At 72.1% G+C, this 13,561-nt stretch carries 13 protein-coding genes; 6 read left to right on the top strand and 7 right to left on the bottom strand.

The window, feature by feature from the left end; translation table 11 throughout:
- Positions 1-62: 62 nt before the first annotated feature.
- Entirely contained in the window at positions 63-1,247 is a 1,185-nt protein-coding gene (locus tag ACTZWW_RS05875) for a cobalt-precorrin-5B (C(1))-methyltransferase (protein WP_444780010.1), read from the bottom strand.
- Positions 1,248-1,321: 74 nt separating this feature from the next.
- On the opposite strand from ACTZWW_RS05875, the gene cobA reads away from it, so the two are divergent.
- Positions 1,322-2,119, top strand: coding sequence for a uroporphyrinogen-III C-methyltransferase (cobA, locus tag ACTZWW_RS05870; RefSeq protein ID WP_444780009.1), 798 nt, complete (start codon positions 1,322-1,324; stop codon positions 2,117-2,119).
- A complete protein-coding gene (locus ACTZWW_RS05865) occupies positions 2,116-3,447 on the top strand; it encodes a cobyrinate a,c-diamide synthase (protein ID WP_444780008.1) in 1,332 nt (443 codons plus the stop codon). The genes cobA and ACTZWW_RS05865 overlap by 4 nt, the downstream gene beginning before the upstream one ends.
- Here the strand turns inward: ACTZWW_RS05865 and ACTZWW_RS05860 are convergent.
- Positions 3,410-5,266, bottom strand: a complete 1,857-nt coding sequence (locus ACTZWW_RS05860; RefSeq protein WP_444780007.1) for a cation:proton antiporter — start codon at positions 5,264-5,266, stop codon at positions 3,410-3,412. The two genes, ACTZWW_RS05865 and ACTZWW_RS05860, sit on opposite strands and share 38 nt — an antisense overlap.
- 170 nt (positions 5,267-5,436) lie before the next feature.
- On the opposite strand from ACTZWW_RS05860, the gene ACTZWW_RS05855 reads away from it, so the two are divergent.
- Complete coding sequence (locus tag ACTZWW_RS05855; RefSeq protein ID WP_444780006.1) at positions 5,437-5,832, top strand: VOC family protein; 396 nt, start codon at positions 5,437-5,439, stop codon at positions 5,830-5,832.
- 20 nt (positions 5,833-5,852) lie between these two features.
- On the opposite strand, the gene ACTZWW_RS05850 is transcribed toward ACTZWW_RS05855, so the two are convergent.
- Entirely contained in the window at positions 5,853-6,833 is a 981-nt protein-coding gene (locus tag ACTZWW_RS05850) for an ATP-grasp domain-containing protein (RefSeq protein ID WP_444780005.1), read from the bottom strand.
- 106 nt (positions 6,834-6,939) lie between these two features.
- Positions 6,940-8,109: a mandelate racemase/muconate lactonizing enzyme family protein gene (locus ACTZWW_RS05845; protein WP_444780004.1), complete on the bottom strand. Its 1,170-nt coding sequence runs from the start codon at positions 8,107-8,109 to the stop codon at positions 6,940-6,942.
- Between the two features lie 189 nt (positions 8,110-8,298).
- Between ACTZWW_RS05845 and ACTZWW_RS05840 the strand changes: the two genes are divergently transcribed.
- The 3 genes from ACTZWW_RS05840 to ACTZWW_RS05830 all read left to right on the top strand — a co-directional run bounded on the left by ACTZWW_RS05840 (position 8,299) and on the right by ACTZWW_RS05830 (position 9,735).
- Positions 8,299-8,526: a hypothetical protein gene (locus ACTZWW_RS05840; protein WP_444780003.1), complete on the top strand. Its 228-nt coding sequence runs from the start codon at positions 8,299-8,301 to the stop codon at positions 8,524-8,526.
- Entirely contained in the window at positions 8,516-9,004 is a 489-nt protein-coding gene (locus ACTZWW_RS05835) for a hypothetical protein (RefSeq protein WP_444780002.1), read from the top strand. Before ACTZWW_RS05840 ends, ACTZWW_RS05835 begins: the two co-directional genes overlap by 11 nt.
- A gap of 146 nt (positions 9,005-9,150) precedes the next feature.
- Entirely contained in the window at positions 9,151-9,735 is a 585-nt protein-coding gene (locus tag ACTZWW_RS05830) for a hemerythrin domain-containing protein (protein WP_444780001.1), read from the top strand.
- A 59-nt stretch (positions 9,736-9,794) separates the two neighbouring features.
- Here ACTZWW_RS05830 and prfB read toward each other — a convergent pair.
- The 3 genes from prfB to ACTZWW_RS05815 form a co-directional block, all read right to left on the bottom strand.
- Positions 9,795-10,923, bottom strand: a protein-coding gene (gene prfB / locus ACTZWW_RS05825; protein WP_444780000.1) for a peptide chain release factor 2 whose coding sequence is annotated in 2 segments (ribosomal slippage) — positions 9,795-10,853 and positions 10,855-10,923 — 1,128 coding nt in all. Because the reading frame shifts where the segments join, the coding sequence is not laid out codon by codon here.
- Positions 10,924-11,032: 109 nt separating this feature from the next.
- The gene (locus tag ACTZWW_RS05820; RefSeq protein WP_444779999.1) at positions 11,033-11,425 is read right to left on the bottom strand and encodes a hypothetical protein; all 393 of its coding nucleotides are present in this window, start codon (positions 11,423-11,425) and stop codon (positions 11,033-11,035) included.
- Between the two features lie 39 nt (positions 11,426-11,464).
- Positions 11,465-13,258 (bottom strand): ABC transporter ATP-binding protein, encoded by a 1,794-nt coding sequence (locus tag ACTZWW_RS05815; protein WP_444779998.1) that lies wholly within the window; start codon positions 13,256-13,258, stop codon positions 11,465-11,467.
- Positions 13,259-13,561: the final 303 nt, after the last annotated feature.

The raw sequence follows: 13,561 nt of genomic DNA, 5'->3' as shown, positions 1-13,561 counted from the left end.
CCGCCCGCCCCACCCTCGGGCCTGCGGCCTCCGTCCTCCCCTGCGGGAAGGTGGCGCGTGCCCTAGACGACCGGGTGGAACGGCATGCGTCCCACGAGCGCTCCGTCGCGGTCGAAGACCACGACCTCCAGCGCGATCGGCGCGCCGCGCAGGGCCTTGGCGGCGGTCTTCCAGGCGTGCGCCGCGACGACGTCGCCGAGCGGCAGGCCGAGCCCCCGCGCGAGGCGCAGGACCTCGAGGGCGGTATTGGCCTCACGTGCTCGCGTCACAACCTCGGCGGGCGCGCCGGCCTCCGCCAGGCGCTCGGCGAGCCACGCCATGTCCACCGGCCCCGCGCGGGAATGCAGGTCGAGCATGCCCTGGCCGAGCTTCGCGAGCTTGGCGACGCCGCCGGCGATCGTCACCCGCGGCACGGGGTTCTTGCGCAGGTACTTCAGCATGCCGCCGGCGAAGTCGCCCATGTCGATGAGCGCCTGATCGGGAAGCCCGTGCAGTCGCTTCACCGCCTCCTCCGAGGTCGACCCCGTCGCGCCCGCGACGTGGACGAGGCCGCCCGCGCGGGCGACGTCGATGCCGCGGTGGATCGAGTGGATCCAAGCCGCGCAGGAATAGGGCACGACGATGCCCGTCGTGCCGAGCACCGAGAGCCCGCCGAGCACGCCGAGCCGCGGGTTGAGCGTCTTCAGCGCGATCGCCTCCCCGCCGGGAATGGCGATCTCGACGTCGACGTCGGGCGACCCCTCCCCCGTCGGATCCTCGCCCAGCGCGGCGGCGGCCTCGGCGAGGTTGGCGCGGATCATCTGCCGGGGCATCGGGTTGATCGCCGGCTCGCCCGGCGGGATCGGCAGGCCGGCGCGGGTCACGGTGCCCACGCCCTCGCCGGCGCGGAACACGACGCCGCTGCCCGGCGGGCCCGGGCGTACCGTGACGCGCACCTCGACGCCGTGGGTGACGTCGGGATCGTCGCCGGCGTCCTTGATCACCCCCGCGACCGCGCCCCCCTCCCCCGACTCGTGACGCGCGAGCGCGAAGGCGACGCGCACGCCCTGCGGGAGCACGATCTCCACCGGATCGGGAAACGCCCCCGTGCGCAGAGCGACGAAGGCGGCCTTCGCCGCCGCCGTCGCGCAGGTCCCCGTCGTCCAGCCGCGCCGCAGCGGCCCCGGGGGCGGCGCGCCGAGGGCGGCGTCGGGATCGGAAGGGCTCTGCGCAGCCGTCTCGCCGCTGTCGCGGGATGGATCGCTCATGCGCGGTCCTGTACACGAAGCAAGGCGGGACTTCACCGCCGAAATCAGCGCACGCAGCCGGTCCGGAGGCCCGCATGACAGACCTCTCGCGCCTCACCCCCGTCTTCTCGCCCGGTACCGTCTGGCTCGTGGGCGCCGGCCCCGGCGACCCGGGACTGCTCACCGTGCACGCGCTCAACGCCCTCGCCCAGGCCGACGTCGTCGTCCACGACGCGCTGATCGGCGAGGGCGTGCTCGGCCTCGCCCGCGAGGGCGCGGTGCTGGAATACGCCGGCAAGCGCGGCGGCAAGCCCTCGGCGCGCCAGGACGCGATCTGCGATCGGCTGATCGCGCTCGCCCGGTCCGGCAAGCGGGTGCTGCGGCTCAAGGGCGGCGACCCGTTCGTGTTCGGGCGCGGGGGCGAGGAGGCGCTCGCGCTGGCGCAGGCAGGCATCGCGTTTCGGATCGTGCCGGGCGTCTCGTCGGGCCTCGCGGCGCTCGCCCAGCACGGCGTGCCCGCGACGACGCGCGACACGAACCACGCCGTGATCCTCGCGACCGGTCATTGCGCGGAGGACGACGAGAGCGTCGATTGGGCCGCCCTCGCCCGCGCCGGCGTGCCGATCGTGCTCTACATGGCGGTGGCCAACCTCTCGCCCATCGCGCGCGCGCTGATACGCGGCGGGCTCTCGCCGGCGACGCCGAGCCTCGTCGTCCACGGCGCGACGACCGCGCGCGAGACGCTGCTCGAGGCTCCGCTCGCGGAGCTGCCGTCCCTCGCGGAAGCGGGCGCCGTCGCCTCGCCGGCCATCGTCGCCATCGGCGCGATCGCGGCCTTCCGGCAGGCGATCGCGGCGCATCTCGAGGACTTCCGCGCGGCGGTCGGCGGATGACGGCGCGAGCGCCCCGGGGCCTTCTCGTCGCCGCCCCGCGCTCGGGCTCGGGCAAGACGACCGTCACTCTCGGCCTGCAGCGCGCGCTGGCGCGCCGCGGGCTCGCCGTGCGCGGCGTCAAGAACGGGCCGGACTACATCGACCCCGCCTTCCACGCCGCCGCGACGGGCGCGCCGAGCGTCAACCTCGACTCGTTCGCCATGGCCGACGCCACGATGACGACGATCGCCGCGCGGGCGCTCGCGGGCACGCAGATCGTGATCGCCGAGGGCTCGATGGGCCTGTTCGACGGTGTGCGCGGGGAGACGGGCCGCACCGGCGCGAGCGCGGACCTCGCCGCGCTCTTCGGCTGGCCGGTCCTGCTCGTGCTCGACGTCTCGGGCCATGCCCAGTCCGCCGCGGCGGTTGCGCTCGGCTGCGCGCGGCTCGATTCGCGCATCGCGATCGCCGGCGTCGTTCTCAACCAGGTCGCGAGCCCGCGGCACCGCCGGCTCGTCGAGGACGGGCTCGCGCGCATCGGCATGCCGGTGCTCGGCGCGCTCGCCCGCGACAGGGAGCTCGCCCTGCCGGAGCGCCATCTCGGCCTCGTCCAGGCGCACGAGACCGCCGACCTCGCGGCGCGGCTCGACACGCTCGCCGACACGGTGGCGGCGAGCGTCGACCTCGACGCGGTGTTGGCCGCCGCCGCCCCGACCCGCGGACTCGCGGAGGCCGCCGACGCCGCCGCGATCCCCCCGCCCGGGCAGCGCATCGCTCTGGCGCGCGACGACGCCTTCTCCTTCGTCTACCCGCACCATCTCGCGGCCTGGCGGGCGGCGGGCGCCGAGATCGTGCCGTTCTCGCCGCTGGCCGACGAGCCGCCGCCGGCGGATTGCGACGTCTGCTGGCTGCCCGGCGGCTATCCGGAGCTCCACGCCGGCCGCCTTTCCGCGGCGTCGCGCTTCCGCGCCGGGGTGCGGGCCTTCGCGCGGACGAAGCCGGTCCACGGCGAGTGCGGGGGCTACATGACGCTCGGCCGCGCGCTGACCGACGCGGACGGCGTCGCCCACGAGATGCTCGGCCTCCTGCCCGTCGAGACGAGCTTCGCCAGGCGCAGGTTCAACCTCGGCTACCGCCTCGCGACGCTGCTGGAAGACGGCCTCCTCGGCGCCGCCGGCACGCGCCTCGTCGGCCACGAGTTCCACTACGCCTCGATCGTCGCGCGCGAGGAGGCGCGCGAGGTCGCGTTCGCGGACATGGTGGACGCCGAGGGCGGCGATCTCGGCGCCGCGGGGCACCGGGTGGGCACCGTCAGCGGGACGTTCTTCCACGCGATCGCGCGGCGTTGAGCGGCTCGGTCGTGCCCACGGGCTCGGCCCCGGCGTCCTCTGCGCGCGTCACGGTCGCCGGCGGCAGGAACACCACCGCGATGCCGTCCTCGAGCCCGGAGCCGTCCTTCTCCTCGCGGCTCTCGAACAGCACGCGCCCGCCCCGCACCCACACGAGCCCGGCCTCGTCCGTGTCCGGCGCCATCGCGCGCGCGGCCGGCTCCGCGGCGAAGCGCCAGCCCTCCTCCCAGCGCCGCTCGTACTCGGCGAACGGCATGCGCCCGAAGAGCTTGCCACGCCAGTCCCGGTCGAGCTCGTGGGCGAGGTCGAGCGTTCCCGCCGCGGGGAGCTGGAAGACGCGCTCGCGACCGAGGTCCGGGCCGAGCCGGGCGCAGACGAGCGCGTTGTAGACGTCGTCCCTGGTGGCGACGAGGGCGTAGTCGATCGGGCTCTCGGCCAGGCGCTCCTCCGCCTCCTCCGAGAGGATCTGCGTCGTGATGGCGGAGAGCCCCGCGCGCCGTGCGCGCCGGGTGGCGCCGCTGAACGTGTCGAGGAGGACGACGCGCACGCCCGCCTGCTTCAGCGCCCGCGCCAGGTCGACCGCCCAGGGCGAGGCACCGATCATGGCGACCGCCGGCTCGTCGCCGGTGGAGAGGCCCAGCGCCCGGGCGAGCGGCGGCAGCGCGAAGCCGTGGATCACGACCGTGGTGGCGATCACGGCGAAGACCATCGGCTCGATCACCGCGGCCTCGACGTAGCCCACCTCCGCCAGCCGCAGGCCGGCGAGGCCGGCGACCGCGGCGGCGACGATGCCGCGCGGGGCGATGGCGCCGACGAGCACCCGCTCGCGCCAGTCGAGGTCGCTGCCCAGAGTGGCGAGGACCGTGGCGATGGGGCGCACGACGAGCAGCATCGCGAGCGTCAGCAGGAAGATCGGCCAGGACAGCGCGCCGAGGACGTCGGTGTCGAGATCGGCGACGAGCACGATGAACAGCGTCGAGACGATGAGGACGACGAGCCCCTCCTTGAAGCGCTTGAGCTCGGAGAGTCCCGGCACGTCGATGTTGGCGAGCGTGACCCCGAACACGGTCGCCGCCACGAGGCCCGCCTCGCTGATGGCGATGTTCGCGATGGCGTAGACGCTCAGCGCCAGCGCGAGCAGGATCGGCGTCTTGAGGATCTCCGGCGTCAGGTCCGCCACGAAGAGGCGGCGCACCAGGAAGGCCGCGCCGACGCCGAGCGCGACGCCGAGCGCGAGCCCGACGCCGAGCCGCAGCCCGACCTCGAGCAGCGCCTCGTCGTCGCCCCAGCGCAGCAGCAGGATCAATTCCAGCACCGCGGCGGCGAGGATCGCGCCGACGGGATCGTTGACGATCGCCTCCCACTTGAGGAAGGAGGCGGGGCGGCGCTTGAGGCGCGCCTGGCGCAGCAGCGGCAGGATCACGGTGGGGCCGGTGACCACCATGATCGCCCCGAACAGGATCGAGGGCCCCCAGTCCAGCCCGCCGATGAGCCGGGCGGCGAGCGCGCCGAACAGCCAGTTCAGCGGCAGGGCGAAGACGGTGAGGCGCACGACCCCCTGCCCCGCCGCGCGCAGCTCCTTGAAGTTGAGCGCGAGCCCGCCCTCGAACACGATGAGCGCGACGGCGAGGCCGACGAAGGCGTGGAGGTTGTGCCCCATCGCCTCGGACGGATCGATCAGGCCGAGCCCGGGCCCGACCGCCAAGCCGGCGGCGAAGAGGATGACGATCGCCGGCAGCGCGAAGCGGAAGGCGAGCCATTGCGCCGCCACGCCCCCGGCCACCAGAACGACCACGGCGAGCGCGACGTCCTGCTCCATGTCCCCTCGCTGCTCCTCCGGCTGCCTCGGCGAGCGGGATGAACGCCGCGGGCGGCGCACCGGTTCGTCCGCGCACGCTCCCGGCGCGCGACCTCGCGACGCATGGCGGCGGCGGGCGTGCGGCGGTTCTCTCCCGGCGCGTCGCATGAAGAGGAAGACGGAGGGACGGGATGGCGAAGGCGATACACGCGATGATCCGCGTGCTGGACGAGGCGCGCTCGGTGGAGTTCTACGCCCGTGCCTTCGGGCTCGCGGTCGCGGACCGCTTCGTCTTCGACGGCTTCACGCTCGTCTACCTGCGCAACGACGAGGCCGACTTCGAGCTCGAGCTGACCATCAACCACGGGCGCACGGAGCCCTACGCGCTGGGCGACGGCTACGGCCACGTGGCGTTCGCGGTGGACGATCTCGACGCCGAGCACGCCCGCTTCGAGGCGCTCGGCCTCGCGCCGCGCAGGATCGTGGCCTTCGAGCGCGAGGGCGCGCTGATGGCGCGCTTCTTCTTCGTGGCGGACCCCGACGGCTACCAGATCGAGGTCCTCCAGCGGCACGGCCGCTACCGCTGAGCGCAAGCCCGGCGGCCGCCTCAGGCCGCCGCGCGGCGCAGGCCCGCGAGCAGCCCGTCGAGGTGCCGGGCGATGGCGCGCATGCCGGAGACGCCGGCTTTCGCCTCCGCCTGGGGATTGTAGTTCGTGTTCGTGTTCACGTCGTAGGCGAAGCGCCGGCCCTCCGCGTCCTCGATCACCTCGATGCCGGCGACGCCGATGCCGTTCTCCGCCAGCATCCGCTCGAGCGCGGGGATGTCCGGGTTCTCGTAGCCCGGCACGACGGTGAACTTGTCCGCCGGCGCCACCGCCGGGCAGGCCGCGTCCCCGATCGCCGCCGCCTCGCGGGCGGCCTCCACCGTGCAGGCGTCGGCCGGGCAGAGCTCGAAGCCCTCGGACGTGTCGACCCGCACCGCGTAGAGGAAGCGCCCGCCGACGAACTCGAGGCGGGTGACGAAGGGCTCGGGCGCCTTCACGTAGCGCTGCACGAGCGTGATCCCGTCGAGCGGCTCCTCGAAATCCTCCGAGGCGAGGTGCTCCGCGAGCGCCGGCGCCGACAGGAAGAGTCGCACGCCGAGCCCCTTCCCGCCGCGGTTGTGCTTGAGGATCAGGGGGAAGCCGAGCCGCTCGGCGGCCTCCGCGATGCCCTGGCGACCGACGACGGCGAGCGTGTCCGGCGTCGCGACGCCGTGGGCGGCGAGCGCCTCGTACTGCGCGACCTTGGACACCTCCATCCGCAGCGCGCGGCTGTCGTTCACCACCGTGCGTCCGTGGCGCTCGAGCCAGGCGAGCACGGCGGCGGTGTATTCCGGCGCGTAACGATGGCCGCGGGTGTGCGACGAGGCGCTCATGCGGTTGTAGAACACGCCCTCCGGCGGGGCCTCTCGCAGGTCGAGCACGCCGCGATCGAGGAACCACTCCTCGTAGGGCGTGCCCAGCTCCGCGAAGGCCGCGCGCAGGGGCACGACCCAGGCGTCGTTCTCGTGGATGACGTGAACCTTCGGGGTGCGGGCGGCGGGCATGGCGTCTCTCCTGTGGCCGGCAGGAGATAACGCGCACACGGCCGGAATTGAAGAGTAAATCCGATCACGAACGTGTTTTGTATAATTTCACTCACACGATCGGATTTTACCCCTCCCCCAGCGGCCGCATCACGTCCCACAGCGCGCTCTTCGCCTCGAACCCGACGCCCGGCACCTCCGGCATCGCGATGCGGCCGTCGGCGACGGGCGTGCCATCGGCGAAGCCGCCGAAGGGGGCGAACACGTCCGGATAGCTCTCGTTGCCGCCGAGCCCGAGCCCCACCGCGATATTCAGCGCGAACTGATGCCCGCCATGGGGCACGCAGCGCCGGCGCGACCAGCCGTGGGCGGCGAGCACGTCGAGGGTGCGCAGGTATTCCACGAGCCCGTAGGAGAGCGCCGGGTCGAACTGCAGGATGTCGCGATCAGGCCTCAAGCCCCCGTGGCGGATGAGGTTGCGCGCGTCCTGGTGCGAGAACAGGTTCTCGCCCGTCGCCAAGGTCGGCGCGTAGAGCGTGGCGAGCGCGGCGTGCTCGAGGTAGTCGAGCGGATCGAGCGGCTCCTCGTACCAGCGCAGGCCGTAGGGTGCGATCGCGTGGCCGAAGCGGATCGCCTCCTCGAGCGAGAAGCGGCCGTTGACGTCCACGCACAGCCGCGACCCGTCCCCGCCGAGCACGTCGAGCACGGCCTCGATGCGGGCGAGGTCCTCCGCGAGCGGCACGAGACCGACCTTCATCTTCACGGTGGAATAGCCCCGGTCGAGATACGAGCGCATCTCGTCGCGCAGCGCGTCGAGCCCCTTGCCGGGATGGTAGTAGCCGCCCGCGGCGTAGACCCAGGCGGTCTCGTCGGCGCGCCCGCCATTGTAGCGGTCCGCGAGGAGCCGCCAGAGCGGCACGCGATGCGCCTTCGCCAGCGCATCCCAGAGCGCCATGTCGAGCACGCCCACCGCCACCGAGCGCTCCCCGTGCCCGCCGGGCTTCTCGTTCTTCATCATCAGGCCCCAGGCCTTGTGCGGGTCGATGAACCCGTCCGCCCCCTGGTAGGCGTCGGGCGCGGCCTCGCGCAGGCGCGGGATGAAGCGCTCGCGCAGGAGCCCCTGCGGCGCATAGCGACCGTTCGAGTTGAACCCGTAGCCGACGACGCGCCGCCCCTCCACGACGAGATCCGTCTCGATCGCCACAACCGAGGCCGTCATCAGCGAGAAGTCGATGTAGGCGTTGGCGATCTGCGACTTGATCGGCGCGACGACGTCGCGGATGGCGGTGATCTTCATGTCGGGCGGGCTCCGGGCGGGGGATGGGTGTGGTGCCGGAGCCTAGGGGGGCGCGGGCGGCGGGGGAAGGCGAAGGGGTGGGGAGACGGGGTTGGGATGGGGCGTGAAGGTGGGCGCGGGATTGCATTAATTCGCTTGCTACCAACCGGCGCGCATGTCAGTCTGATTTCGACGTCGACAGGAGCAGGAATGATGTTGCCTCTCGTTCACCGCGTGATGCGCTCCTCCGGCGGCGAGACCGGCGGCGAGACCGACGTCGGGCCGCCACGCCCCTCGGCAGCGATCCGCGCGAACGTCGCCGCAGGGCGTGACCTTCATCGGGAACGCAAGGACGCGCTGATCCAGCGCGTCGAAGCCGCTCTTCGCGACGCCAACGATCGTCACCACCTCTTCAAGCTCGACGGCCATGCCCGCTAGCGAGCGCGAGGTCTACGAGCACCTGCTCGCGCGAGCCGATTCCGCGCGGGCCGTGACGATGATCGCCTACGCCGTCTTCGCGGAAGAACGGAAGCACTGGATCGACCTCTTTCGCGCTCGAGCGGGGCGAGCGCCGACGCAGAGCGAGATCGACGACTGGGTCGCCGATCTGCCGGAGGTCCGCTTCAAGAAGCTCCTCGACGAGGCCGCGACGTATTTCGACGATGCGGCACGAAGCTATCTCAAGACGGAGATGGACGGGCTGCGAGACCGGATTCTCCAGTCCCAGATCATCCGGCAGGTCCGCGCCGCGAGCGGCTGGTGGCGGCAGCTCGCCATCGCGCTGATGACGGCGATCCTCGCGCCGCTGATCATCGGCGCCGTCATCGTCTCGGCGCTGGCCTGGGGCACGGCCCTCCCGAGCCTCGTCGATATGTCGGTCGGGCTGCGCGAGTTCGTGCCGGCCGTCGGGGAGTGATGCGACCGGAACGGGGCGATCACGGCCGCCCGCGTGCGAGGCGACGCCGTCTTGCGCCCAGGCAAGACGATCCCTGCACGCCCCCGCCGGGCCTTTCATCGGGCACGGGTGCTTGCTACGTCGAGGAGAACGTCGCCGGAGCACGCATGACCGAGCACACCCCCCTCTCCCTCGACACCCGCCTCGGCTGGCCCGCCGACCTGCGCGTGCTGCTCGACCGCTACCCGCGGGAGGTCTGGCCGGCGCATCCGAATCTCGGCGCCACCGCGCGGTTCTGGATCGCCAAGCACGACATGTTCCGCGAGCTGGGCGGCGCGCTCCAGGGCGCGACGACGGCGCTGCGCGAGGGCGAGGTGGCGGCGGGGCCGTTCCGGGGGTGGTTCGCGCCGCGGCTGCGGCTCTTTCTCGGCGAGCTGGAGGGGCACCACCAGATCGAGGATCACGCCTACTTCCCGCTGTTCCGCGCCGCCGACGCGCGGCTCGTGCGCGGCTTCGACGTGCTGGAGGGCGACCACGAGGCGATCCACCACGCGCTCGAGGTCACCGCCGAGCGCGCCCGCGCCCTCCTTCTCGAGCCCGAGACCGACCAGGACGCCCTGCGCCGTTCGGCGGACGCCTACGCCGACCAGGCGGACCGCCTGCTCGCCGGCCTGCTGCGCCACCTCGACGACGAGGAGGACCTGATCATCCCGATGATTCTCGACCGGACGGAGGGCGGGCTGGGGATGTGAGGGACTGGGGATGTGAGGGACTGGGGAGGCGACGCGAAACGGGCGTCGCCCCTTCCCCGTCAATCCACGTCCTCGACGTCCGCCGTCGTGCCGTACACCCGCTGCGCGAGTGCCGCCTCCATGAACGGATCGAGGTCGCCGTCGAGCACGTCGTCGGGGCTCGTCGACTGGGTGCCGGTGCGCAGGTCCTTCACCAGCTGGTAGGGCTGGAGCACGTAGGAGCGGATCTGGTGGCCCCAGCCGATGTCCGACTTCGACGCGGTCTCGGCGTTGGCCTTCTCCTCGCGCTTCTTCAGCTCGGCCTCGTAGAGGCGCGCGCGCAGCATGTCCCAGGCCTTGGCGCGGTTCTTGTGCTGCGAGCGCTCCTGCTGGCAGGCCACCACGATGCCGGTGGGGAGGTGGGTGATGCGCACGGCCGAGTCGGTCGTGTTGATGTGCTGGCCGCCGGCGCCGGAGGCGCGATACGTGTCGATGCGGCACTCGCTCTCGTTGACCTGGATGTCGATGCGGTCGTCGACGACCGGGTACACCCAGACCGACGCGAAGGACGTGTGCCGCCGCGCCGCCGAATCGTAGGGCGAGATGCGCACGAGCCGGTGCACGCCCGATTCGGTCTTGAGCCAGCCGTAGGCGTTGTGGCCCTTGATCATCACGGTCGCGCCCTTGATGCCGGCCTCCTCGCCCTCGGAGAGCTCCATCACCTCGACCTTGAAGCCGTGCTTGTCGGCCCAGCGCATGTACATGCGCTGGAGCATCTGGGCCCAGTCCTGGCTCTCGGTGCCGCCGGCGCCGGAATGGACCTCGAGGTAGGTGTCGTTGGCGTCCGCCTCGCCCGAGAGCAGGCTCTCGACCTGCCGGCGCTGCGCCTCCGCCTCGATGCCGCGGATGGCGGCCTCGCCCTCCTGGACGGTCGCCTCGTCGTCCTCGGCGTCGCCGAGCTCGATGAGCGTGATCGCGTCGTCGAGCTCCTGCTCGAGGCGGGTGATGGCGGAGATCGAATCCTCGAGCGAGGTGCGCTCGCGCATCAGCTTCTGCGCGGCCTCCGGGTCGTTCCAGAGCTCGGGGTTCTCGGACGCGGCGTTCAGCTCCGCGAGACGGCGTTGTGCGGTATCCCAGTCAAAGATGCCTCCTCAGCAGCCCTATGGACTGCTTGGCGGTCTCGACCAGCTGTTCGATCTCGGCGCGCATGGGCTCGAAGCTCGTCCTGTTGCGGTGTAGAAACGAGGGCGCGGCCCCTTCAGGCCGCGCCCGCAGGTGATACAAGGATCGTGGCGAGGGTGTAAACCCATCGATCGGTTCACGATCCCAACGCCGCCGACGCCGCGAAGGTGATGAGGCCGTTCAGCAAGGCGAGCGCGGAAAGCACGGCCGTGTGCCCGACCCAGGCCGGCGCCGGACCGGAGCGGCGCTCCCACCGCCTGACGACGAGCCATCCCGCGCAGAATACCAGGATGAATGGCAGGAATGCGGAGATTGGATCCGAGCCGAGAATGCGCGCCAGGATCATCGGAAGAACGATCGTCGACGTCGCGCACGACGCGGCGATGAGCCCGACGACCCATGAGCTTCGAGCCCTGGTCGTCGACGAGCCGCTGCTGGGGCGATCGATACTCACGAACGCCGACAGGTAGGCGATACCGAAGAACCCCACCGCCAGCACTCCCACATGGTACAGCAGTTCCACACCCATACCAGCTCTCCTCGCCTCCACGTGTTCGAACGTCACGAGTCACGCCGCCCGTGTCATGTCCTCGGCCTGCGCCTCGAACAGCCGGCGATACGCCCCGTCCGGCACGACGAGCAGCGCGCCGTGCGGCCCCTCCTCGACGATGCGCCCGCGGTCGAACACGAGGATGCGGTCGAGCGTGCGCACGGTCGAGAGCCGGTGGGCGATGACGATCGCGGTGCGTCCCTTCATCAGCCGCTCCATCGCCTCCTGGATGAGCCGCTCGCTCTCCGAATCCAGGCTCGAGGTCGCCTCGTCCAGGATCAGGATCGGCGCGTCCGCCAGGAAGGCGCGGGCGAGCGCCACGCGCTGGCGCTCGCCGCCCGAGAGCTTCACACCCCGCTCACCGACATGGGTCTCGTAGCCCTTCGGCAGGCGGGAGATGAAGTCGTGGGCGTTGGCGAGCCGCGCCGCGGCCTCGATCTCGTCGAGCCGCGCGCCCGGGCGGGCGTAGGCGATGTTCTCCGCCAGCGAGCGGTGGAACAGGATCGGCTCCTGCGGGACGATGGCGATCTGCCCGCGCAGGGAGCCTTGCGTCGCCGCCGCCACGTCCTGCCCGTCGATGGCGACGCGGCCGGACTCGATGTCGTGCAGGCGCTGGATCAGCTTGACGAAGGTCGACTTCCCCGAGCCCGAGCGCCCGACGAGCCCCACCCGCTCGCCCGGCGCGATGCGCACCGAGAGGTCGCGGAAGAGCGGCGTGTCGTGCCCCTTGTAGTGGAAGGTCACGCGCTCGAAGGCGATCTCGCCGCGGGAGATCGCGATCGGCCCCGCGTCCGGCCGATCGACGACGCCGAGCGGCGCCTGCATGATGGCGACGAGCTCCTCCATCTCGTTCACCGACTGGCGCAAGTTGTTGAGGTGCATGCCGACCTCGCGCAGGTACCCGTTCACGACCAGGAAGGCGGTGAGCACGTAGGCGATGTCGCCGGCGGTGGCCTGCCCGCGCCACCACAGCCACAGCGCGATGCCGAGCACCGCCGCGCGCAGCACGACGAGGATCGCGAGCTGCGTGCTCCAGGTGGTCGAGTAGCGCATCCAGGCGCCGCGGGTGCGCGCGCGCCACTTGTCGAGAAGCCGCTCCAGCCGGACGTCCTCGCGGTCCTCGGCGCCGAAGGCCTTGACGACGGCGTTGCAGCCGATCGCATCCGCGAGGAGCCCGCCCATGCGGGTGTCCTGCGCGTTGGCGAGCCGGGCACGCGGCGCGACCCAGCGGCTCGACATGAGCGCCACCGTGCCGACGTAGGCGATCGCGCCCACGAGCACCACCGCGCCCATGACCGGCCAGTGCACGCTCATGAGCAGGATCGTGCCCACCAGCACCACCGCCGACGGGAGCAGTGCGACGAGCACGGTGTCGCTGAACGTGTCGATCGCCCAGATGCCGCGGGTGATCTTGCGCACGGTCGAGCCCGCGAAGTTGCTCGCGTGCCAGTCCGACGAGAAGCGCTGGACGCGCGCGAAGCTCTCGCGGGCGACGTCGCTCATGACGAAGATCGTGAGCCGCTCGAGGCCACGGAAGGCCTTGTGGCGGAAGGCGACCGACACGATGCCGAGCGCCACGGTGGCGATCAGCGCAATCAGCGCCGCGCGGCCCGCTCCGGGCGCCTGGGCGCCCAGCGCGACGGCGTCGATCATCCGCCCGGCGAAATAGGGGACGGCGATCTCGGCGAGCGTCGAGAGGATCATGCCGCCGACGATGACGAGCGTGGCGGGAAGCCGACGACGCCAGTGCGCGCCGACGAAACGGACGATGTCGCGCAGCGGGTCGCCGCGACGTTCGGTACGGAGGGACATCGATGCATCCGGCCGCGGGGCCGGCTCCTGACGGACGAGGCGGGCGCGAGGCGCGCCGCCCGGGATTCGGATTCGTGCTGCGAAGAGAGTGGCCGGACACGCGGTCCGCGGTCCGGCGCGGGCTCAGCGAGGGATGCGGTCCCGGAAGACTCGATCCATCGACGGCAGCGCCGGGAGGATGATGTTGCACATGTCCATGCGCACCTCCCGATCCGTCAGGTTTCAACGGAGGTCGTCCTACACGAGGCCGCGGCGGAGGGCAAGACACCTCTGTCGGCGCGCGACGACGTCCGCGCGCGAAAA

The organism is Salinarimonas sp. NSM (assembly GCF_052380005.1).
GTDB lineage: Bacteria > Pseudomonadota > Alphaproteobacteria > Rhizobiales > Beijerinckiaceae > Salinarimonas.
The sequence above is the reverse complement of the archived record's forward strand: the minus strand, read 5'-3'. Positions and strand labels throughout refer to the sequence as shown.